Source organism: bacterium (assembly GCA_016873475.1).
Taxonomy (GTDB): Bacteria; Krumholzibacteriota; Krumholzibacteriia; order JACNKJ01; family JACNKJ01; genus VGXI01.
The window spans coordinates 1-22409 of sequence record VGXI01000031.1 but is presented as its reverse complement, the minus strand read 5'-3'; the positions used below and the strand labels follow the sequence as shown (position 1 = coordinate 22409).

Sequence of the window (22409 nt, the reverse complement as noted above, 5' to 3'; positions counted from 1 at the left end):
GGGGGCAGCGGGCAGGCGGTAGCCGAGCAGGGTCGTCGGGTTGAAGGGGTTGGGGTAGCTCGCGAGGAGCTGCGGGCCCGCTGCGGGCGTCGTCGGCACTGCCGTGGCCGTGTCGTGCAGCGGATAGCTGGCGAGGCCCCAGAAGTCGGCGACGAAGAGGGCGTCGTCCCGGACCGCCGCGCCCCCGGGCCAGCGCGGAATGCTGCCGAGGGTCAGCGGCTGCGCCGGCTCCCGCAAGTCCACGATCTGCAGGCCGCCGCTGTTGTGTGCGAAGTAGCCCACGCCGTTCAGGATGTCGCCGGTCGTCGGGTAGCCGGGCAGCGGCAGGCTGCCCAGAGCCGTCAACGCGCCGTCGGGCTCGACCCGGAAGGTCCAGAGTCCGGGGGTGCCCAGCGCGCAGAGCAGGTCGCCCGCCAGGACCAAACCGTGCGCGGGCAAGGGCAGGGTCTGGGCCAGGATCGGCTGGCTCGGTTGTCCGACGTCGAGGACCTGGATCTGGAGGCCGTCGGCGAGGGCCACGCGGGCGCCGGGCCGGATCACGCTCACCGCCGTCACCAGGTGGGACGTGCCGTAGCTGCCCAGGAGCGCCGGCGCGCTCGGCTCGCTGACATCGATGACGCGCAAGGCCGTCTGATCGGCGACGAAGGCCAGGCCGCCAGCCACGTCCAAGGCCGGCGTGTAGCCGCCCAGGGGCAGCCCGCCGATCACCTGGGCGCCGTCGGGCTCGCTGATGTCGACGATCCTGAAGCCGTCGTAGCTGGCCGCGACGTAGGCGAGCTCGCCCTGGATCACCGTCTCCACCGCGCGGTCGAGACCCGCCACGTAGCCCTGGTGAACCAGCGCCGTCGGGTCGCGCGCATCGATGATCGCCAGGCCGTCGAAGTCGCAGGCGACGTAGGCGTAGCCGTCGGCGGCCAGGTCCAGGTCGGTGGAGAAGTCGTAGGTGACGAGCTCGTCCAGCGGCAGCGGCTCCGCCGGCGGCACGCAGTCGAGGATGTCGATCTGGGCGCGCTCTGGGATCGCCGCATAGACGTGCTCCCCCGCGGCGACGAGGGCCACCGGGACGCCCGTGCTGTTCACGGCGCAGAGCGGCGCCGGCCGCGCCGGCTTCTCGAGGGAGAAGATCATCAGGCCCGGGGAGCTGCCGCTGTAGAGCCGGTCGCCGGCGACGAGGATGCCGCCATCGCCCGATCCCTCCACCTGTCCGGCGTAGGCGGGCGCCAGCGGCACGCTGATGTCGAAGACCATGATGCCGAAATTCATGTCGATCAGGTAGGCGTAGTCGCCCGCCACGGCCACGGCGTGCAAGCTGGCGTCGGGGCGCCCGAGATCGGCGCTCGCGCGCCGGCCCGTGGGCAGCGCGAAGACCTCGAGCGAGTGGCGGTCGGCCACGAAGACGTGACCCGCGGCGACCGCGAGATCGACGGCGCGGTACGGCGTGTCCCAGTGCGCGCGCAGGAAAGGCGCCTGCGGGTCGCCGATGTCGATGACGTAGACGCCCGCCGTGTCGGCCGCCACGCAGGCCAGGCCGCCCGCGACCTCGATGTCGAGTCCGGGTGACGGCAAGCTCAGGCTCGCCAGCAGCACCGGCGCGAGGGGATCGGCGTAGCTGAACACGCGCAGGCCCTCGCCGTCGATCGCGTAGACCCGCTCGCCGGCGACGGCCAGGCTGCGCGCGCCGGACAGGGGATACTCGCCGATGAGTTGCGGCGCTTGAGGCAGGCTGAGGTCCAGCAGGTGGAGGCCGACCTCGTCCGCGGCCAGGAAGGCTTCCCCGAGCGGCGCGAGATCCCAGACCGCCCCCGGCAGGGCCGCCCAGCCGGCGCGGTGGGCGTAGTCGCCGTAGTCGATGCCGGCCGCCGGCGCGCCCGCGACCCCGACGGCGATGATCGTGACTGTCAGGGTGAGAGCGCGCAGCGCGCTCGTCGCTGCGCGGAGCGCATCCCCGCGCCGAGTGCTTCCCATCGTCCACCTCCCGCGCTTCCACGTGGCAAGGCGAGTATAGCGCACCTGGCGGCGCGTGTCCGCCCGGAACGCAGGCCGGCGCCGCGAAAACGGGCGGCTGACGATGGCGCTCCGGTCACGATCCGCGCCCCGCGGTTTGCCTGTCAGCGTGGCTGCAGGGAAGTGCCCGACGCGGTCGTCTAGACCGTCTCGGCGGTCGCGCTCTTGAAGGCGCGCCGGCGGTCGTTCTCGTCGAGGAGGACTTTGCGCAGGCGGATGCTCCTCGGCGTGATCTCCACCAGCTCGTCCGCGTTCAGGTACTCCAGGCACTCCTCGAGGCTGAGCTTCACGGCTGGTGCCAGCTTGAGGTTGCGATCGGAGGCAGCGGCGCGCATGTTCGTCAGCTTCTTCGACTTCTGCGCGTTCACCAGCAGGTCGCCCTCCTTGTTGCTCTCGCCGATGATCTGGCCGACGTAGAGCCGCTCGCCCGGCTCGACGAAGAAGCGCCCGCGATCCTGCAGCGCGTCGAGCGCGTAGGCCTCGGCCGGCCCCGCACTCTGGGAGATGATGCTGCCCGTCGCGCGCTGGGGGACGGAGCCCTTGAAGTACTCGTACTGGAAGAAGCGGTGGCTGAGGACGATCTCGCCCGAGGTCGCCTTGAGCATGCGGCTGCGAAAGCCGATCAGCCCGCGGCTCGGGACGTGGAACTCGAGCAGGCTGCGTCCCTCGCGCTGGTCCATGCGCACCAGCTCGGCCCGCCGCGTGCCCAGGTACTCGATCACCGTGCCGGCGTGCTCGGCCGCCACGTCGACGGTGAGCACCTCGACCGGCTCGGCCTTGCGGCCGGCGATCTCCTTGTAGATCACGCGCGGCTGGCCGACCATGAACTCGTAGCCTTCGCGGCGCATGTTCTCCATGAGGATGGACAGGTGCAGGATACCCCGGCCCGCGACGCGGAAGGTGTCCGCGCTCGGCGTGTCCTCGACCCGCAGCGCCATGTCGCGCTCGGTCTCCTTGTAGAGCCGCTCGCGCAGCTGGCGGCTGCTCGAGTAGCGCCCCTCCTGGCCGTAGCCGGGGCTGGTGTTGACCAGGAAGTTCATCGTCAGGGTCGGCTCGTCGACGGCGATCAGGGGCAGCGGCTCGGGGGCGGCGGGGTCGGCGAGGGTGTCGCCGATCTCCACCGGGGGCAGACCGACGACGGCGCAGATGTCCCCGCACTCGACGCTCTCCACGCGCCGGCGGCCGAGGCCGTCGAAGATGTAGAGCTGCTTCACGACGGCGCTCCGTGCGCTGCCGTCGCGCTTGATCACGGCCAGGGGCCGCTCGGCGGCCAGCTCGCCCCGGAAGACGCGGCCGATCCCGATGCGGCCGACGTAGTCGCTGTGGTCGAGCGCGGTGACGAGCAGCTGCGCGGGCCCCGCGACCGCGGGCGGCGGCGGAATCTCCGTCGCGATCATCTCGAGCAAGGGCGTCAGGTCGCGACGCGGATCCGCGAGTTCGCGCACCGCCCAGCCCTCGCGGCCCGCCGCGTAGACGGTGGGAAAGTCCAGCTGGTCCTCGTGGGCATGCAGGTCGATGAAGAGCTCCAGCACCTCGTCGTGCACTTCGAGCGGGCGGGCGTTGGCCCGGTCCACCTTGTTGATGACGACGATCGGCTTCAGGCGCAGCTCGAGCGCCTTCTGGAGCACGAAGCGCGTCTGCGGCATCGGGCCCTCGAAGGCGTCGACTAGAAGGAGGACGCCGTCGGCCATCTTCAGGACGCGCTCCACCTCGCCGCCGAAGTCCGAGTGCCCCGGCGTGTCGATCAGGTTGATGCGCAGCTCGCCCCAGTTGACCGCGATGTTCTTGGAGCGGATCGTGATGCCCCGCTCGCGCTCGAGGTCGCCCGAGTCGAGCAGGCGCTCCTGCACCTCCTGACCCTCGCGGAAGACGTGGCACTGCCTGAGCACCTGGTCGACGAGGGTGGTCTTGCCGTGATCGACGTGGGCGATGATCGCGATGTTGCGGATGGACATGGCGCCCTCCGGAGGCTGGACAAGCGGCCAATGTCGGCCGTGCGGGCGGCGGCGTCAAGCCCTGCTCTGGCGAGCGCCGGCGCCCTGTGCTAGGCTGGCGCCGGCCGGCGGCGCCGGTCGCTCGGGGGTTCCGCGTGCAGCGACGCCTCTTCGTCCTCTTCCTGCTCAGCTCGCTCCTGCCGGCCCTGGCGCTGCTCGCGCTCAACTGGCGGATGAGTCAGCGCCTGCTCTCCTATCTGGAGAGCCCGGGCCTCAGCGCCGCGATGGAGAGCTCGCTCGCTCTCGCGCGCGGGGCGCTCGAGCGGGAGAAGGGGATGGCCAAGGCGCACGCCGATACGCTGGCCGCCCAGTTCGCCGCCGGCCGGACGCCTGCCGCCACCCGGGAATTCGCCTGGCGTTTGCGCGATGGCAGCGCGCTGGGCGGCAGCGACTCCCTGCAGGCCCTGCTCGCGGCCGAGATCGACGAGCAGCCCGAACCGGGCAGCGCGCGGATCCTCCACGACGGCGGCCGCACCGTGGTGCTCGCGGCCGGTGGCTCCGATGGCCGACTGCTCGTTGCCATGCCCCTGGCGCCGGATCTCGACGCCGCCCTGGGCGCCGTCGCCGAGGGGAGTCGTCGCCAGCGTCAGCTGGCGGGTGCCTACCAGGAGTTCCTCCGCAGCGCCCTGCTCCTCACGCTCACCCTCCTCGGCGCCGTGCTGCTGACGGCCTCGCTCTGGCTCTCCTACATTCTGGCGCGCCAGATCGCGGCCCCGCTCGCCGAACTGGTGCGCGGCACCGAGCGCATCGCCGCCGGCGATCTCGAACACCGCGTCAGAGTCAAGGCGCGGGACGAGCTCGCTGAGCTGGTCCGGGCCTTCAACCGCATGGGCGAGGAGCTGGCGACGAGCCGCGAGCGCCGCCTCCGCGCCGAGCGCCTGGCCGCCTGGCAGGGCATCGCCCGCCGTCTCGCGCACGAGATCAAGAACCCGCTCACCCCGATCACGCTCGCCATGCACCGCATCGAGCGGCGCAGCGCGGATCCGGCCGTCAGCGAGAGCATCGCCGCCGTGCTCGAGGAGACGGCCAACCTCGCCCGCCTCGCCGACGAGTTCTCGCTCTTCGCCCGCCTGCCGGCGCCGGTGCCGCAGCCGCTCGAGCTGCGCGCGCTCCTGACGGAGGTGATCGCTCTCTATCTGCCTGCCGAGCGCTTCCGGGCCCGCTGGGTGGGCTGGCCGACGGCCGTGCCGCTCGCGGCCGATCCCGGCCAGCTCCGGCAGGCGCTGGCCAATCTCGTCAAGAATGCGGGCGAGGCGATGGGTGAGCGCGGCGCGCTCACCCTGCGCTACGCCCGGCAGGCCGGCTGGCATCGCCTCGAGCTGGACGACGAGGGGCCCGGCTTCGCGGGCGATCCCGAGGCGCTCTTCGAGCCCTACGTGACGAGCAAGGCGGCCGGCACGGGCCTGGGGCTGGCCATCGCGCGGCGCATCGTGGAGGATCACGGCGGGCAGCTCACGGCCCTCGCGCTGCCGGCGGGCGGCGCGCGCTTCACCCTCGCGCTGCCGGCCGGCGAGGCGCCGGCGCTCGCCGCCGAAGGAGGTCAGGGTGCCTGAAGGGCTCATCCTCGTCGTCGACGACGAGCCGAACATCCGCAAGCTGCTGGCGGGCGTCCTCGCGGACGAGGGCTACCGCGTGCGCGGCGCCGCCGATGCCGCCCAAGCGCGGGCGCTGCTCGCCGAGGAGGCGGCCGAGCTCGTCCTGCTCGACGTGCTGCTCCCGGGCGCGGACGGTCTCGCCTACCTCGCGGAGCTCGCGGCGCAGAGCGCGCCCCCGGCCGTCATCATGATGAGCGGCCACGGCACGATCCAGACCGCGCTCAGCGCCCTGCGCCTGGGCGCCCTCGACTTCCTCGAGAAGCCGATCCAGGCGAGCCGCCTGCTGGTCTCGGTGGCCAGCGCGCTCGAGCGGCGGGAGCTGCGCGAGGAGAACGCCGGCCTGCGCGCAGCCCTCGGCGCCACGGGCGAGATCCTCGGCGCGAGCGCCGCGATGCGGGGCCTGCGCGAGGCCGTGGCCCGCGGCGCGGCGAGCGAAGCGCGCGTGCTGATCACGGGCGAGAACGGCACCGGCAAAGAGCTGGTGGCCCGCGCCCTGCACGCGGGCAGCCCCCGGCGGGCGGGCCCCTTCGTCAGCGTGAACTGCGCGGCGATTCCCGGCGAGCTGCTCGAGAGCGAGCTCTTCGGCCACGAGAAGGGGGCCTTCACCGGTGCCATCCAGCGCCGCCGCGGCAAGTTCGAGCGCGCGCAGGGCGGCACGCTCCTGCTCGACGAGATCGGCGACCTCGCGCCCACGACCCAGGCCAAGCTGCTGCGCGTGCTCGAGGAGGGCGAGCTGGAGCGCCTGGGCGGCGAGGGGACGATCCGCCTCGACGTGCGCGTGCTCGCCTCCACGAACCGCGACCTGGAAGCGCTCATGGCGGCCGGCGCATTCCGCGCCGACCTCTACCATCGCTTGAAGGTGCTGCCCCTCGCCGTGCCGCCTCTGCGCGAGCACGCGGAGGACGTCCCCGAGCTCGCCGCGCACTTCCTCGGCCAGTTCTGCGCGCGCTACGGACGGCCCGCCCGCCGCCTGACGCCGGCGGCGCTGGCCCTGCTCGCCGCCCAACCCTGGCCCGGCAACGTGCGCGAGCTGCGCAACGCGATGGAGCGGGTCGTGATCATGGTCGACGGCGAGCAGGTGGACGCGCCGGCCCTCCGGCCGCTGCTCGCCGGCGCTGAGGCCGAGGCGCCCGGGCCCGCGCCGCCCGGGAGCCTCGCCGCGCGTCTGGAGGCCTGCGAGCGGGAGGCAATCGGCGCCGCACTCGGTGCGGCGGGCGGGAACGTCGCGGCGGCGGCCCGCGCCCTCGGCGTGGACCGCGCCAACCTGCACCGGCGCCTGCAACGGCTGGGGCTCAAGCCCTGAGCCGGGAGGCGTGTCGCCGGCACAGCGAGGGCGTGTGCGGCGCACACGCCGGGCGGGCCCGGATGGCTCCGGGCCGGACTGAAGTGAGAGCGACAAGTCGATGACAGCAAAGGAGAAGCGGACGCGGCTCGATCCTTGCCCGCAGCGGGTCCGGGCCTTGCGGATGGGAGTGCGGAACCCAAGACCCGGGAGTGCCGCCATGACCAGCCACTGGACCCGCCGCGCCGCCGCCCTCGCCCTGCCGAGCCCCTTCGCACTCGTCCTCCTGTGCAGCCTGGGCGCGCCCCCGGCGCTTGCCGTCACTCCCGTCCCCACGCCGAGCGAGGACACCGGCTCCTGGTGGGCGCGGGTCCAGGACGACTGGGACGAGGCCTGGGCGCGGGCCTGGGCGCGGGAGGACCGCGACATCGATTCCTCGGAGGACGAAGACCGCGAGCGGGACGCCGACTGGCTGCGCGAGGAAGGCGGCGTCGTGCACTTCCGCTACGCGGACGAGGGCTATGCAGCGGTCCAGCTCACCGGCGACTGGCTGGACTGGCAGCGGCTGCCCATGGAATTCCTGGCCGAGGAGCAGTGCTGGGCGATCAGCCTCGCCCTCGAGCCGGGTCGCCACCACTATCGCTTCATCGTGCGGGACGAGGAGGGCGAGTGGGAGGCCATCGATCCCGCGAACGCGGAGGCCCGCCGCCTGGACGAGAGCGGTTGGGTCTCCGTGATCGTCACCGGCGGCTGGGACGAGCGCGAGGACTGGCGCGAGGACAACGCCGCCTGGCGGCGCCTGCGCGCAGAGCTGGCTCGCGAGGGCGGGGCGCCGACCTTCCCCAGCTGGGATCCTGACTCGGACCGCAATGGCAGCCTGGGCGTCGAGATCGACTACCAGCGCGTGGACGGCTTCGTGCTCGGCCTCGTGCCCCGGCGCCTGGCCGAGTCCGACTTCGAGCTCTCGGCGCAGGGGCTCATCGCCTACGGGTTCGAGAGCGGACGCTGGAGCGCCGGCCTCACGGTGCTGCAGCCCCTGGTGCCCGGACAGCGCGTCTGGCTCAAGCTCCAGGGCGCCAGCGGCACCACCTACGCGCCGCGCACCGGCATCGGCGACGAGGAGAACCTGCTGGCCGTCGCGCTGCTGCGCGAGGACTACCGCGACTACTTCCGCCGCCAGGGCGCGGCCGCCAGCCTGGTCGCCGCGGCGCCCGAGTGGCTGCGCGTCGAAGCCGGCCTGCGCAGCGAGGACCACGAGGCCATGCGCAACACCGCCACGTGGTCCGTGCACAGCGGCCGCTTCCGGCCGAACCTGCCCATCGAGGAGGGCACGCTGCGCAGCGTCTTCGCCAGCCTGCGCCTGGGCACGCCGCTCAACCACGTGGCCCTGGCTTGGGAGCGGGCGGGCGAGGACGTCATCGGGGGGGACTTTGGCTATTCCCTCGCAGAAGTTCTGCTGCGCAGCCGCGTGCCCGTGGCTGAAGCGCAGCACCTGGACCTGCGGGTGAGGGCTGCCAGCAACCTGCGCGGCGCTCTGCCGCTGCAGCGGCGTTTCCTGCTCGGCGGCCTGGGCAGCGTGCGCGGCTACGACTACCAGTCCCTGCTCGTCACCCATCCCGCGGGCCCTCAGGCGCTCTACGGCGGCGAGCGCATGCTGCTGGCCAACCTCGAGTACGGCGTGGGCCTCTTCGAGGAGCTGGAGCTGTTCGCCCTCTACGATGCGGGCATGGCCTGGGCGGACCAGGACGCCGAGTTCGCCCTCGGGGACCTAAAGGACAGCGCGGGGCTCGGGCTGGGCAGCGCCGACGCCGGCCTGCGCCTGAACATCCTGCGCACCCTGGACGGCAGCGACGAGACCGTCCTCGAGCTGCGGCTGGAGCGCGCCTTCTGATGCGGGGCGCGCGGGCAGGGGCGCCGCTGCTCTTCCTCGCGGTCGCGGCCGCGTTTGCGGCGCCACCGGCAGCAGCCGCGCCCGCGCTCGCGCTGGGGGAGGCCCGCCTCGCGGGCCGCGAGCTCAGCGCCGAGATCGCGCTCGCGGGATTCGTCGACGAGAGGCTCCAGGCCGACCTCGAGGCGGGCCTGCCCGCCGCGCTGCTCCTGCGCTGGCGGCTTTGGGAGCGGCGGGCGGGCTGGCCGGACCGGGCGCTCGCGGACGGGCTGCTGCGCGAGCGCATCTTCTACGACCTGCTCGAGGCGCGCTACACCCTCTTCGACGCCCGCGGCCGCCCGCGCGCCCGCTGCGCCGACGCGGCCGCCCTGGCCGAAGCGCTGGCGGCGCCGCGCCGGCTCGCCTTCGCCCTGCCCGCGGCTGTGCCGGCGGGCCGCGCGCTCGAGCTGGAGATCGAAGCGCGGCTCGAGCCGCTCACGCGCGAGGAACTGCAGGAGCTGGAGCGCTGGCTCGCGGGCGGCGAGGGACGCGGCGCCGGCGGCCTCTTCGGCGGTCTGCGCGGCGGTCCCGAGCGCCTGCTCCGCCGTCTCGCCGGCCTGAGCAGCCGGCAGGCCAGTGCGCGCTGCGCCGTGGCCGCGCCCTGAGCCTCGCCATCGGACTCGCCTTCGCGCGCCGTTCCTGCTAGGCTCGCCCGCCCGCAGCGAAGGAGCGAGAGCGGCGTGCTCAGCGACATCCATCCCGGCAGCAGCCACCCCCTCGGCGCGAGCCTGCAGGCGGGGGGCGTCAACTTCGCCATCTACTCGCGCCACGCCCAGTGCCTCGAGCTGCTCCTCTTCGAGGGCCCCGAGGATCCGGCGCCCGCGCGCGTGATCCGCCTCGATCCGCGCCGGCACCGGACGGCGGACTACTGGCACGTGCTGGTGAAGGGCATCGGCGCCGGGCAGGTCTACGGCTGGCGGGCGCACGGGCCCTACGCGCCCTCGCGCGGCCTGCGCTTCGACGGCGAGAAGCTGCTGCTCGACCCCTATGCCCGCGCCGTCGTGATGGGGCCGGCCTACGACCGCGTCGCGGCGATCCGCCCCGGCGACAACTGCGCGCAGGCCTTGCGCGCGGTGGTGGTCGACGCCCGCGGCTACGACTGGGAGGGCGACCGGCCGCTCCTGCGCCCCTACGGCGAGACCCTGATCTACGAGCTGCACGTGGGCGGCTTCACGCGCAGCGAGAGCTCGGGCCTGCCGCCGGCGCTGCGCGGCACCTATGCCGGCCTGATCGCGAAGATCCCCTACCTCGTCGACCTCGGGGTCACGGCGGTGGAGCTGCTGCCCGTGCAGCACTTCGATCCGCTGGACGCGCCGCCCGGGCGCCTCAACTACTGGGGCTACAGCCCGCTGGCGTTCTTCGCGCCGCACGGGCCCTACAGCTCGCGGCGGGATCCGCTAGGGCCGGTCAACGAATTCCGCGACATGGTCAAGGCCCTGCACAAGGCGGGCATCGAGGTGATCCTCGACGTCGTCTTCAACCACACGGCCGAGGGCGACGAGCGCGGTCCTACCCTCTCCTTCAAGGGTCTGGACAACGGCGCCTACTACATCGCGGGCGACACGCCGGCCCGCTACGCCAACTTCACGGGCTGCGGCAACACGATCAACGCCAACCACTCGGTGATGCGCCACCTCATCCTCGACTGCCTGCGCTACTGGGTGGCCGAGATGCACGTCGACGGCTTCCGCTTCGACCTCGCTTCGGTGCTGAGCCGCGACGGCAAGGGCAAGCCGCGCGAGAACGCGCCCATCCTCTGGTCCATCGACTCGGACCCCGTGCTCGCCGGCAGCAAGCTGATCGCCGAGGCCTGGGACGCGGCCGGCCTCTACCAGGTGGGCTCCTTCACGGGCGAGCGCTTCGCCGAGTGGAACGGGCCCTTCCGGGACGACCTGCGCCGCTTCCTGCGCGGCGAGGCCGGCTTCGCCAAGGCCGTCGCTCTGCGCATGGCCGGCAGCCCGGACCTCTATGCGAACCCGGCGCTGGAGGCCAACCGCAGCATCAACTTCGTCACTTGCCACGACGGTTTCACGCTGGCCGATCTCGTCAGCTATGCCCAGAAGCACAACGAGGCGAACGGCGAGGAGAACCGCGACGGCACGAACGAGAACTACAGCGCGAACTACGGGGTCGAAGGGCGGAGCGCGGATCCGCAGATCCTCGCCCTGCGCAGCCGGCAGCAGCGCAACTTCCTCGCCCTGCTGCTCTGCGCCCAGGGCACGCCGATGCTCTCGATGGGGGACGAGCTCGGCCGCAGCCAGCAGGGCAACAACAACGCCTATTGCCAGGACAACCCGCTCGCCTGGCTCGACTGGGCGCCGCTCGCCACCGGTCCGCCCCTGCACGCCTTCGTGGGCGGACTCGCCGCCTACGCGCGGCGCCTGGCCGTCTTCCGGGACGAGCGCTTCTGGCGCGAGGACGGCGCCGGCGGCACGCTGATCCAGTGGCACGGCGTGCGCCTGGGCCAGCCCGACTGGTCGGCCACGTCGCACAGCCTCGCCTTCACTCTGAGCCGGGAGCGCGACGGCGAGCGCCTGCACGCCTGCATCAACGCCTGGCGGGAGCCGCTGGACTTCGCGCTGCCGCCGCCGGGCCCGGGCGCGGCCTGGCATCGCGTGCTCGACACGAGCCTGCCGCCGGGCGAGGACCTGCGCCTGCCGCCGGCCGCCCCCGCGCTGCCGGGCGGCGCCTACCGCGTCGGCGACCGCAGCGTCGTCTTGCTGCAGGCCCTCCCGCAGGACTGATTCCCCTTGCGGCTCCGCGGTGCTATGCTCTTGGCACCCCCATTGCCCCGCGGACGCCCAGGAGCGTGCCGCATGCGACGTGCAATTGCAGTCTCTGCTCTCGCCGGGCTGGCCCTCGCGCTCGCGGTGGGGAATGCTCCGGCCATGATCCTCAGCCTCGGCGCCGAGACGCTCGTCCAGGCGGGGGGCGTCGATCTGCAGGTCAGCGGCTATTCGGTGCCCTGCCTCGCCGACTGGAACGGCGATGGGCTCGCGGACCTGCTCGTGGGGGAGGGCGGCGGCACCCTCGCCGGGACCGTGCACGTCTTCCTCAATGTGGGGACGGCGGGGGCGCCCGCCTTTGCGGGCTCCAGCCATCTGCAGGCCGCCGGCCAGGACCTCTCCGTTCCCGGCGAGGGGTGCCTGGGGGCCTTCCCGCGCGTCGTCTTCTGGAACGCGGACCTGCTGCCCGATCTGCTGGTCGGCAGCGCGAACGGCACGGTCACGCTCTACCTGAACGAGGGGGCGCCGGGCTCGCCCCTGCTCGGCGCCGGCCAGCTCCTGCAGGTGGGTACACCGGGGAGCAAGGTGGCGATCGACGTCGGGATGCGCGCGACGCCGATCCACAAGGATTGGAACGCCGACGGCCGCCGGGACCTCGTCGCCGGCGCTCTCGACGGCAAGCTGCACCTCTTCCTCAATACGGGCACGGACAGCGCGCCCGACTTCCTCGCCGAGAGCTTCGCCCAGGGCGCGGCGGGCGATCTCCTCGTGCCGAGCGGGCGCTCGAGCCCGGACCTCGCCGATCTGAACGAGGACGGCCGACTCGACCTGCTGACCGGCAACACCAATGGCGAGATCCTCTTCTACGCCAATATCGGCAGCGCGGCGGCACCGCTCTTCGGCGACCCCCTGCGGGTGCCGGCGGCCGAGGTGCCGATCGACTACGCGGGCACCCCGCGTACGCGGCCCTTCCTCTGCGACTGGACCGGGGACGGCTGGCTCGACCTCCTCATCGGCCTGGGCGACGGCAAGGTGCACCTGCTCCAGGGCGCGCCCACGGACGTGGCGGTCCTGCCGCCCGCCGCGCGCCTCGGCCTGCCCTGGCCGAATCCGGCCAACCCGCGCCTCAGTGTCGAACTCGCGGTCGAGCAGCCCGGGACCTACGCGGTGCGCGTCCTCGCACCCGATGGCCGGGCGCTGGCAGCGCTGTTCGCCGGCAGCGCGGCGCCGGGCATCCTGCGCCTCGACTGGGACGGCCGCGACGGCGCCGGGCGACCCGCGCCCTCGGGCCTCTACTTGATCGCGCTGAGCGGCGAGTCCTGCGGCGCGCGGAAGTGCCTGCTCCTGCGCTGAGTGCGGTTCTGCCTTGGCAGCTCGAGACCGGCCTGCCGTTCGGAGAAGGTGAACGGGAGAGGGCAAGGGCACGGGCACGGGCACGGGAAGGGGAAAGGAGTCGAAGATGGGACGCTCCCTCTTGGGCGTCGTGAGTATCGCCCTGGGTCTGCTGCTCCTATCCAGGCCGGAGGCCGTGGGCTGCGAGCAGTATGAGGAGTACCTCCACTGGGCCGGCAGCCTCTCGCTGCCCGGCGACCCTTATGACATCGCCATTGCCGGCGAATTGGCCGCGGTCGCCGCCAGCGAAGCGGGTGGCCTCCAGGTGCTCGACCTCGCCGATCCCGAGCACCCGCAGCCCCTCGGCAGCGTGGATACACCGGGACCGGCCTTCGGCGTTGCCCTTGCCGGCAGCTATGCGTTCGTCGCCCAGGGCATGGCGGGCGTGGCCGTTGTCGACCTCGCGGTGCCGGAGTTCCCGGTGGTCTTGGCAAGCCTGACCTTGCCCGGACTCAGCGCGCGCGTGGCCCTGCGCGGAACTTACGCCTACTTGTGCAGCGGGACGGCGGGACTGCAAGTGGTCGATGTCGCCGCGCCTGCCCAGCCGGCGCACATCGGCACCGTCGGGATCCCAGGCGGAGCGCGGGCGCTCGCGATCGCCGGCGAGCGAGCCGTCGTCGTTTCCCCGATGGGCCTCCTGACGGTGCTCGATCTCTCCGTGCCGGCTGCTCCCGAGTGGCTAAGCGATCTCCAGCTGGCAGGCGGGGCGAAGGCAGTGGCGCTCAGCGGTGATCTGGTCCTCGTCAGCACGGGCCAGCCGGCCTGGCTCCACCTCGTTGACATCAGCGATCCCGCTGCGCCCGCGTTGATGGGAAGCCTCGGCCTGCCCCAGGCGGGGCACTGCGTGGCCGTGGCCGGCACCTTGGCGCTGGTCGGCGTGAGCGAGGACGGCTTCCTTGCGGTCGACGTCAGCGATCCCGCCCAGCCGACCGTCGCCGGCACTGTCGGCAGCGCCGGCGGCTACCCCTACGGGATCGCCGTCGGAGACGCCCATGCCTACGCGGCGACGCTCAGTGGTGTGGACTGCCTCGCCCTCGGTCAGGGGGCGACGGCGCCGCTGCTAGGCAGCCTCGCGCTGGACGACTACCCGCAGGGCCTGGCGGCCCGCGGCGAGCTTGCCGTGGCCTGCGGCGGACGGCTCTCGGTCCTCGATCTCAGCGATCCGAGCGCGCCACTCCTCGTCGGCAGCCTTGATGCGCCCGGCACTCTCGACGCCGTGGTGCTGGGTGAGGATCTCGCCTTCGCCGTGGCGGCGCAGGAGCATGCGGGCATCCTCTACCCGATCGATCTCGCGAACCCTGCGCAGCCTGGCCTCCTGATGCAACCAGGTTGCTTCTTCTGGGGATCCCCAACGGGGCTGGCGCTCGCCGGCGAGCACATCGTCGTGAACACCATGGAGGAGGGCGTGCAGGTGATCGACGCCAGCGATCCCTCCGCGCTCGTCCTCGTGGGCAACCTGCCGCTGGCCGAGTCCGGGAACTCGGGCGGCGTCGCCGTACGGAGTGATCTCGCCGTCGCCGCCCGCGGGAGCGCCGGTCTCGCGCTGCTCGGCATCGGCGCTCCGCAAGCGCCGCAACTCCTGGCCAGCCTCGAGCCTGGCGGCGCCGTCTCGGCCGTCGCCTTCATGGAGGACTACGTCTGCTACGTCGCCTGGCCCGAGCTCGGTCTCGTCGACGTCTCGGAACCCAGGCAGCCGCTGATCATCGGTAGCCTGCCGCTCGGGGGGATGGGCGACGGTCCGCTGGCCGTGGCGGGGCGGATCGCCTATCTGGCGGATGGCAGTCAGGGGCTCCACGTGATCGACCTCAGCGAGCCGACCGCTCCGCGACACCTTGGCGGTGGCCACATCGCGGACGGTTGCCGACAGGTGGCCGCCGCCGGGAACGCTGTCGTCCTGCTCACGCCGGAGGCGGAACTCGTCCTCGCACCGCTCCAGTGCCAGACGCCCACGGTCGCCCCGACGCCGCCGGCGAGCGAAACCGCCGCCTGCGTCCAGGCCTTCCCCAACCCTTTCAACCCGGCCACTGAGATCCGCTTCACCCTGCCCGAAGCGGGGCTGATCTCGCTGCGCGTCATCGACGTTGCCGGCCGCCTGCGTCCAGGCCTTCCCCAACCCTTTCAACCCGGCCACTGAGATCCGCTTCACCCTGCCCGAAGCGGGGCTGATCTCGCTGCGCGTCATCGACGTTGCCGGCCGCCTGCAGCGCGTTCTGGTCGATGGGGCGCGCTACCCGGCCGGCGAATCGCACTTGAGTTGGGACGGGCGCGACGGCACCGGCCGGCACCTGCCGAGCGGCCGCTACTTCCTCGTCCTGGAGGCCAGCGGCCGGCGCCTCGCCGGCAGCGCGGTGCTGCTGAAGTAGCAGTCGCCTGCGGGCCGGCGCCCGGTCCGACGAGAAGTGGTATAATTCGCCGGGCGCGAACTCGCGCCGGGGAGGTCTTCCGATGCGCATCACCGGCCTGCTGATGATCGCCATGTTGCTCGCCGCCCAGCCGGCAGCGGCGTCGCTGCAGTTCGGCGCCAACGTCCTGCTGTCCGCTCACGGCGAGGAAATCCATGTCCCCGGGCACTCGGTGCCCTGCCTGGCGGACCTGAACACCGACGGCTACCCCGACCTGCTCGTGGGCGAGGGGAGCGGCCTCTATCCGGGCCGGGTGCGCTTCTACCTCAACGAGGCGCTGGGCATGCCGCCCAGCTTCGGCGACTACGACTACCTGCGCCTGCTCAGCGGCGCGGAGATCAGCTACCCCGGTGGCTGATGCCTCGGCCTCTTCCCGCGCGTCGCGCGGTGGAACAGCGATGAGCTTCTCGACGTGATCCTGGGCGACTCCGAGGGCTACGTACACATCCACCTCAACGTCGGCACCGCGGCACAGCCGCGCTTCGACACAGGCGCACGCGTGCAGGTCGGCCCGCCGGGAAACAAGTTCGATCTCAACGTGGGCTATCGGGCCACGCCCTGCGTCGTCGACTGGAACGAGGACGGCCTCTTCGACCTGCTCGTCGGCGCCCTCGACGGCAAGCTCCGTCTCTACCTCAACGAAGGCGGTTCGCTGCCGCCGGACTTCCGGCACACCCTCTTCGTGAGCGACGGCAGCGGCGACCTGCTCGTGCCCTTCGGCTACTCGAGCCCGACGATGGCCGACTTCGACGGCGACGGCACCAAGGACCTCATCTGCGGCAACGCCGAAGGCGAGCTGTACTACTACGCGAATCACGGGACCCACGCGGCGCCCGTCTTCAGCGTCGGCTGGCCCTGCGAGAGCCTGAGCCAGCCCATCGAGCTCGGCTACCAGGGGCGCTCGCGGCCCTTCGCCCTGGACTGGGACGGAGACGGCCGCCAGGACCTGCTGGTCGGCTCCAACCAGGGCAGGGTGCACCGCTTCCTCGGCCAGCCCAGTGCCGTGGGGGCGCCGCTCCTGCCGGGGGCGGGCGTGACGCTCGGCGTCTGGCCGAACCCGGCGCGGCCGGCCGCTACGCTCGCCTTCGCGCTCCCGCGCCCGGGCCGCGTGGCGCTCAGCGTTCACGATCTGGCGGGGCGCGGACTCCTCACGCTGGCGGCCGGCAGCTTCGGTGCCGGGACGCATGCTCTCGCCTGGGACGGCCGGGATGCGGCCGGACGCCCCCTACCTTCGGGGGTCTATCTGCTCCGGCTTCGCGCCGGGGCGGAGCTGGTCACCAGTAAGCTGCTCCTCCTCCACTAGTAGAAAGCGGACGAACCCGAGGCAGGCGATTTCGGACTATCAACTTCCGAAATCGCCTGTTTTCGTGGAATCCACTATTCAACGAATGCTGAATAAGCTACCCTCATGTCTCAGCCGCTCGCCTTGGCTCGTCCTGTTAGGCAGGCAGGACCAGGGCTCCGAATCCGGCGCCCTCGCAGCGAGCGGTCCCCATGCACCGGAATGGCCGCAGGGCGGCCCAGCTCGGGAGGCGAACCCATGCAGCGTTGGACGGCAGGGCTGGCATTGCTCATGACCCTGGGGCTCGTGGCGGGCGTTGCGCTCGCTCAGCCCCCGGTCGAGACTTGGCGCTACTATCGACCCGGCAACACGGGCATCCAGGGCGACTACTGCGACACGATTTGGATCGGCGCCGACGGCGACCCCTGGATCTGTGGCTACGACCCCAGCTTCGAGGAAGGGGGCGTCGCCAAGTTCATCCAGGCGGAGAACCGCTGGCTGAACATCTCCAACATCGACTACCCGGTGATCGGCCATCCCAACCTCACCGGCACGACGCGCGTGAGCGACCTCGCCCTCGACGCCCAGGGGCGCCTGTGGATGCCCACCTGGCGCGGCCTGCTGCGGATGAGCCTCGCGACGGGCCCGTCCTCCCTGGTCAACTTCGCATCCGCCCATCCGGCGCTCGCCGACGGCGGCTGCCGCGACATCGAGATCTCCCCGGACGGCAAGCTCTGGCTCGCGCTGCTCGGCTTCGGGGGAGCGATGGGCGGCATCCTCCGCCACACGCCCGACACCAGCGACTGGCACTTCTGGACCGGAGGCAATCCGCCGCAGGGTGGCAACAACTGGCCCATCCTCGTCTGGATGGTCAACGCCGTCGAGGTGCAGCCGAAGCCGGGAGGCGGCTACCTGGTCTGGGGCGACGCCGACAACGGCGCCTCGGTGGTGGTCTTCGATTCCGCCACGCAGCAGTGGACCTATCACGAGTTCGCCTACTCGGCCGGGAGCATGTACGGCATGCCGGGCCGCGAGAGCCTGGACGCCGCCGGCAATCTCTGGATGATCCGCTTCGTGAACTTCAACGGGGGCAACGCCGTCTACTCGCTCGACTACCGCCGCACCGACGGCACCTGGGTGACGCCGGCGCAGCCTCCCGTACCCGGCGGCGTTCTCGACATCTGGGCCTTCCACGCCTTCGGCGATCGCCAGGCGCTCTTGGCCGACGGCAACAGCCGCATCTGGCGCTTCAACGGCACCGCCTGGCTCGATCTCGGCATCTGGCGTCCCGGTAGCTTCACGAACGACCTCGGCATCGACGCGGCGGGCAACGTCTGGGCCAGCGGCTCGGGCGGCGCCGCCAAGCGCAACGCGCAGACGGGTCTCTGGCAGCGCTACCGGATCACGAACACCAGCCAGTACGACTCCTGGAACAACGACCTCACGCTCGATCCGGCCACTGGCCGCGTCTGGGCCTGCGCCAACGCGGGCCCGGGCTTCGGCGGCGCCACCTACTTCGACGGCACGCGCTGGATCGGCTTCAACAACCACACCTACGGCCTTGGCGTTGCCTGGCCCTTCCCGACGGACAACAGCCAGGCCGTGGGCTTTCGGCCCTCCAGCGGCAGCGTGGCCGTGAACCCCACCTACAGTGGCATCCACCAGTGGAACGGGGCGAGCTGGACGAACCTGAACGGCATGAGCGAGAGCCAGGGCCTCGTCGAGGATTCGCAGGGCCGGCTCTGGTCGCTGGGCAACTACTTCGAGCTGCGCTACCACAACGGGACGAACTGGGTGTCGGTGCCCAACAACGGCGCCTGGGGGAACAACATCCAGAAGGATCCGGACCGGCCGGGCACCGTCTGGGCGAGCACCTACGCCGAGGTGATCCGCACCGACGGCAGCTACCGCTTCTCGCGCACCTACGACCAGTTCCCCGAGATGAACACGCAGAGCGACATCTTCGGCTGGGTGGCGGCCGGCCCGAACGGGACGGCCTGGCTGGGCGCGACGCCGGGCCTGTTCAAGCTCGACGCGAACGCCGGCAGCTACGAGTTCTTCACGGAGCTGGGCGGCTGCTCCTGCGTGGGGGCCAGCCCGCTCGCGGTGACGCCCGACGGGCGCCTGTGGTTCGGGATGTTCGATCCGGGCGGCTGGAACGGGACGCCCCACGGCCTGCTCTGGTTCGACGGCGTCGACGCCGGCTACTACCCGGCGCCGCTGAACGGCGAGCCGCAGTGGGGCGGCCTGCCGCACGCGCAGATCTACGCCGCCCAGGTGCGCCCGCTGCCCAGCGGCTACGAGCTCTGGCTGAGCTGCGCGAGCCGCGGCATCGCCGTGCTCAGCGTCGAGTACGCGGACCCGACGGCAGTGGAGCCGAGCGCCGCGCTACCGGGGCTGCGCCTCGAGCCCAGCGCGCCCAATCCCTTCCGGGCCGCGACGACCCTGCGCTTCAGCCTGCCGGCCGCCGAGCGCGTCGAGCTCAGCGTCTTCGACGTGCAGGGGCGGAGCGTGCGCCAGCTCCTGGACGGACAGCTCCCCGCCGGCCCGAGCAGCGTGAGCTGGGACGGCAAGGACGACGGGGGCCGCCCCGTCGTGAGCGGCGTCTACTTCTGCCGCCTGCGCGCGGCCGGCGGCGTGGCCACGCAGCGGCTGGTCCGCCTCGATTGATTGCCCTGACCGACGCCTTCGCCCACACTCCGACCACGGAGGAGTCCCCATGCCGAATTCGCAGCGACGGATCCTCGCCGCGCTGGCAGCGCTTGCCGCCAGCGCGCTCCTGCTGATCCCGACGGCGCAGGCGCAGCCGCCGACTCAGCGGACGGGAGGTGGCTCTGCTCGCCGACGGCGACTTCCCAGCGGGGGCGTTCAGCCGGACTTGGGATGGCCGGGACGCGCGGGGCCGGCAACTGGCCTCCGGCACCTACTTCCTGCGCCTGAGTGCGGGCGGCGAGATCGCCACGCAGAAGCTGCTGATGTTGCAGTAGCAACGCTCGCTCGTTTCCTCTCGCGCGCGAAACAACGCGCGCGGGAGGGAGGCGAGTTCGCTCGCGTGGGTGCCGCAACCGTTTCGACAGCAGAGGGTTGCCGGGTTTGCCCGGGCGGCGGCGATCGGTTATGCTTAGTTGGCTTACCCCTGGTGCGCTCCCGCGGCGGCAGCTGCAGCCGATCGGGAGGGAAGATGCGCAGTTCGTCGCTCGCGCTCGCTGTCCTGCTCGCGACATCGCTCGCCGCCCCGGGCCTGAGCCGGGAGCCGGGGCCCCGGGAGCGCGTGTTCTTCGCGAGCGAGCCGCCTCCGGTCGAGGCCGCGCCCGCCGGGGTGCGCGCCGACACCCTCTTCCTCTTCGCCGCTTCGGGCCCGGGCGCCTACGGCGCGCCGGGCACGGACCCGCGCGGCTACACTTTCGACCACGCCGGCGGTCCGGCCACGGCGGGCTGGACGCCCGTGGATGCGACGGCCCAGCTTGGCATCTGGTGGCACCTGCAGGCGCTCAACCTGAGCAACGGCCACGCTACGGACTTCCAGTCGGCGGCCGGCCTGCCCCCGACGGGCGGCCCGACGGCCGGCAACGACTACGCCTGGTGGTGCGGCCGTCGGAACGTCTGCGGCTGGGTCAATCCCACCGGGTACGGCGGCGGCTGGAATCAGTGGCTCGTGCTCGACGTCCCAGCGGCGGCGACCGCCGGTAACCTCGAGTTCGACTACGTCGGCGACTTCGAGGGCGATGTCTACGACTTCTTCACGCTGTACGCGAAGGCCGGCGCCAACGACCCCGTCGAGCTGCTGAGCAACGCGGTCGGCGGCGAGCAGACCGTGATCCACTACGGCCCGATCGCCATCGGCGACGTGGACGAGCTGATCTTCGCCTTCGTGTCCGACGGCGGCTGGTCCGACGAGGACGGTTCCTTCATCACCGACATCGGTGCCGTGTGGATCGACAACATGGAGATCGACTACACCGGTGCGACGGACGTCGCCTGGAACTTCGAGAGCGGCAACGAGGCCGATTTCCACGCGCTGGACGCCACCGTTCCAGCGGGCGCCGGCGCCTACGGCGCGCTCTACCACAGCCTGTTTTCGGAAGACCAGTGCGTCGTCAATTCGAGCTACGCCTGGGCCTTCTTCGATCTGAACACGACGAACCCCGAGTATCCGATTCCGGTGACTCCCTACGGCCCGCCCTACTTCGACAACGGCGTCCAAAGCCCGCTCTTCGAGCGGGCGCACACCCTGGGCGATCCTGTCGGCATCAGCGTCGATGCCGCGCACGTTCCCGGTTCCCGGTTCATCTTCAGCGCGCTTGTCTACTGGGACCTGCCGCTCAACACGCTCATTTTCGTCCAGAGCTACGTTGCTGCTCACACCATCGAGGCGCCCTGTCTCGGTCAGTGGGAGGCCAACTACACGGTGTACTACGGCCCTGGTTACTATGGTTGGCTGGGGCACACCCGTGACTACACACAGCAGCTCGCTGAGTCGGCGGGGCCTGGCAACACCGTCGACGGCATGGCCATCCGACTGATGGTGATCGACATGTGCCCTTACTGGTGCGACAACTACGGCGACGGCACCGGTCACACGCCGGCGCCCTACTTCGACATGGTGTCCGCCAGGCTGATCAACACCTCGTCGATCGCCTGGGACGTCGATGTCTTCCGTCGCTTCCAGGACAACTTCCCCGAGGCGAACGGCAAGGTCCGGATCGACAGCGCCATCGACGTCCAGCCGTACAGCGGCACGACGCTGGTCATCGGCGACTCCACGCTGATCAAGCTGCGCATGGACGGGCACGGCGGCATCCAGCGGGATCCCGCCAGTGTTCCGGGTGAGGTGCGTCCCCGGTTGTACCTGCACTCGCGCGTGACCGCCGGTCCGCATGCCGGGTCAACGGACCCGGCAATGGGCGACCCCGACGCCAGCGACGGCATCTACTCGCCCTGGATCGGCACGACCGTCGTCAATGGCGAGACGTGGAACGTCGCGGTTGCCGATACCGCGCGCTACCAGGGCGAGATCAGTCCCCACTGGTATGCCTTCGACTTCGCCGAGGACTACTTCGAGGCGGGGGACGTCATCGAACTCTACTACAAGGGCACCGCGGTCGACAACACGTCGCAGACGCGCCCGGCTTGGGCTGAGAGCAGCAACCCCGATCTGCGTTCGTACTACATCGTGCGCTGCCTGCCGACGGCGGGGGCGACGATGCTGCTGTGCGACGACGATTTCGGGAATCAGCCCTACTGGGACGAGGCGTTCCTGTACAACGGCTACTCCGGCTACGACATCTACACGACCCAGGCCCCCAGTTCGGGATTGAACAATGGTCTGGGTGGCCGGGCCGAGATCGGCGACATCGATCAGTACGAGGTGATCGTCTGGGACAGCGGCGATCTGCCCTCGTTCACGATCCAGAACGCGCCGCCCGACGATCTGGCCTTCGACGACGTGCTCCTGGACGACTGGCTCAGGAACAGCGCCCACAACACCTGCCTCTGGGTGATGGGCAACGAGGTGGCCAACGACCTCGATGACGAGCCCAGCTTCCTGAACATCAACCTGGGCGCGACGCACATCCTGGACGGTATCTACTACAAGGACGTGACCGGCATCCTGGTGCCGCAGGTGAAGTCGGTGCATCCGGCCCTCTCGATCGGCGGCCAGCAGCCCAGCTTCCGGGTGGACGCCGGCTGTCCGTTCCCGCGCGGCCTGGACCTCGTCGAGAAGAACGACGCCCTGGCTCAGGACGCGATGGCCTGGAGCGTCACCACCGGTGTCCCGAGCGCGCGGGCGGGCATCTACAACCT

General features: G+C 71.7%; 15 protein-coding genes. 13 read left to right on the top strand and 2 right to left on the bottom strand.

What is annotated here, in order from left to right; all coding sequences use genetic code 11:
• Together FJ251_04550 and typA are read right to left on the bottom strand one after the other, a co-directional pair.
• Positions 1–1965, bottom strand: a 1965-nt coding sequence (locus FJ251_04550) for a hypothetical protein (protein MBM4117002.1), incomplete at its 3' end; no start/stop codon positions are given.
• Positions 1966–2144: 179 nt separating this feature from the next.
• Positions 2145–3959, bottom strand: coding sequence for a translational GTPase TypA (typA, locus tag FJ251_04545; GenBank protein MBM4117001.1), 1815 nt, complete (start codon positions 3957–3959; stop codon positions 2145–2147).
• A 134-nt stretch (positions 3960–4093) separates the two neighbouring features.
• Here typA and FJ251_04540 point away from each other — a divergent pair, with 134 nt between their 5' ends.
• From FJ251_04540 to FJ251_04480, 13 genes are all read left to right on the top strand, one after another.
• Positions 4094–5551 (top strand): HAMP domain-containing protein, encoded by a 1458-nt coding sequence (locus tag FJ251_04540; protein MBM4117000.1) that lies wholly within the window; start codon positions 4094–4096, stop codon positions 5549–5551.
• Positions 5552–5558: 7 nt separating this feature from the next.
• Positions 5559–6896 (top strand): sigma-54-dependent Fis family transcriptional regulator, encoded by a 1338-nt coding sequence (locus FJ251_04535; protein MBM4116999.1) that lies wholly within the window; start codon positions 5559–5561, stop codon positions 6894–6896.
• Between the two features lie 100 nt (positions 6897–6996).
• A complete protein-coding gene (locus tag FJ251_04530; GenBank protein ID MBM4116998.1) occupies positions 6997–8766 on the top strand; it encodes a hypothetical protein in 1770 nt (589 codons plus the stop codon).
• Positions 8766–9407: a DUF4390 domain-containing protein gene (locus FJ251_04525; protein ID MBM4116997.1), complete on the top strand. Its 642-nt coding sequence runs from the start codon at positions 8766–8768 to the stop codon at positions 9405–9407. Before FJ251_04530 ends, FJ251_04525 begins: the two co-directional genes overlap by 1 nt.
• A 75-nt stretch (positions 9408–9482) precedes the next feature.
• Entirely contained in the window at positions 9483–11546 is a 2064-nt protein-coding gene (gene glgX / locus FJ251_04520; GenBank protein ID MBM4116996.1) for a glycogen debranching protein GlgX, read from the top strand.
• Positions 11547–11570: 24 nt separating this feature from the next.
• Positions 11571–12881: a hypothetical protein gene (locus FJ251_04515; protein ID MBM4116995.1), complete on the top strand. Its 1311-nt coding sequence runs from the start codon at positions 11571–11573 to the stop codon at positions 12879–12881.
• A 106-nt stretch (positions 12882–12987) separates the two neighbouring features.
• The gene (locus FJ251_04510; GenBank protein MBM4116994.1) at positions 12988–15054 is read left to right on the top strand and encodes a hypothetical protein; all 2067 of its coding nucleotides are present in this window, start codon (positions 12988–12990) and stop codon (positions 15052–15054) included.
• Positions 15002–15283, top strand: coding sequence for a hypothetical protein (locus FJ251_04505; protein ID MBM4116993.1), 282 nt, complete (start codon positions 15002–15004; stop codon positions 15281–15283). The genes FJ251_04510 and FJ251_04505 overlap by 53 nt, the downstream gene beginning before the upstream one ends.
• Positions 15284–15365: 82 nt before the next feature.
• Positions 15366–15680, top strand: a complete 315-nt coding sequence (locus FJ251_04500) for a hypothetical protein (GenBank protein MBM4116992.1) — start codon at positions 15366–15368, stop codon at positions 15678–15680.
• Between the two features lie 54 nt (positions 15681–15734).
• Complete coding sequence (locus FJ251_04495; protein MBM4116991.1) at positions 15735–16625, top strand: T9SS type A sorting domain-containing protein; 891 nt, start codon at positions 15735–15737, stop codon at positions 16623–16625.
• Between the two features lie 237 nt (positions 16626–16862).
• Positions 16863–19274: a T9SS type A sorting domain-containing protein gene (locus FJ251_04490; GenBank protein MBM4116990.1), complete on the top strand. Its 2412-nt coding sequence runs from the start codon at positions 16863–16865 to the stop codon at positions 19272–19274.
• 158 nt (positions 19275–19432) lie between these two features.
• A complete protein-coding gene (locus FJ251_04485; GenBank protein MBM4116989.1) occupies positions 19433–19591 on the top strand; it encodes a hypothetical protein in 159 nt (52 codons plus the stop codon).
• 194 nt (positions 19592–19785) lie between these two features.
• On the top strand, positions 19786–22409 hold a 2624-nt coding region (locus FJ251_04480; GenBank protein MBM4116988.1), incomplete at its 3' end, for a hypothetical protein.

Excerpts from the sequence above, each read along its gene's own strand:
- FJ251_04490 (MBM4116990.1), top strand. The coding sequence starts at position 16,863 with ATGCAGCGTTGGACGGCAGGGCTGGCATTGCTCATGACCCTGGGGCTC.
- typA (MBM4117001.1), bottom strand. The coding sequence starts at position 3,959 with ATGTCCATCCGCAACATCGCGATCATCGCCCACGTCGATCACGGCAAG.
- FJ251_04525 (MBM4116997.1), top strand. The coding sequence starts at position 8,766 with ATGCGGGGCGCGCGGGCAGGGGCGCCGCTGCTCTTCCTCGCGGTCGCG.
- FJ251_04530 (MBM4116998.1), top strand. The coding sequence starts at position 6,997 with ATGACAGCAAAGGAGAAGCGGACGCGGCTCGATCCTTGCCCGCAGCGG.
- FJ251_04500 (MBM4116992.1), top strand. The coding sequence starts at position 15,366 with ATGCGCATCACCGGCCTGCTGATGATCGCCATGTTGCTCGCCGCCCAG.
- FJ251_04510 (MBM4116994.1), top strand. The coding sequence starts at position 12,988 with ATGGGACGCTCCCTCTTGGGCGTCGTGAGTATCGCCCTGGGTCTGCTG.
- FJ251_04515 (MBM4116995.1), top strand. The coding sequence starts at position 11,571 with ATGCTCTTGGCACCCCCATTGCCCCGCGGACGCCCAGGAGCGTGCCGC.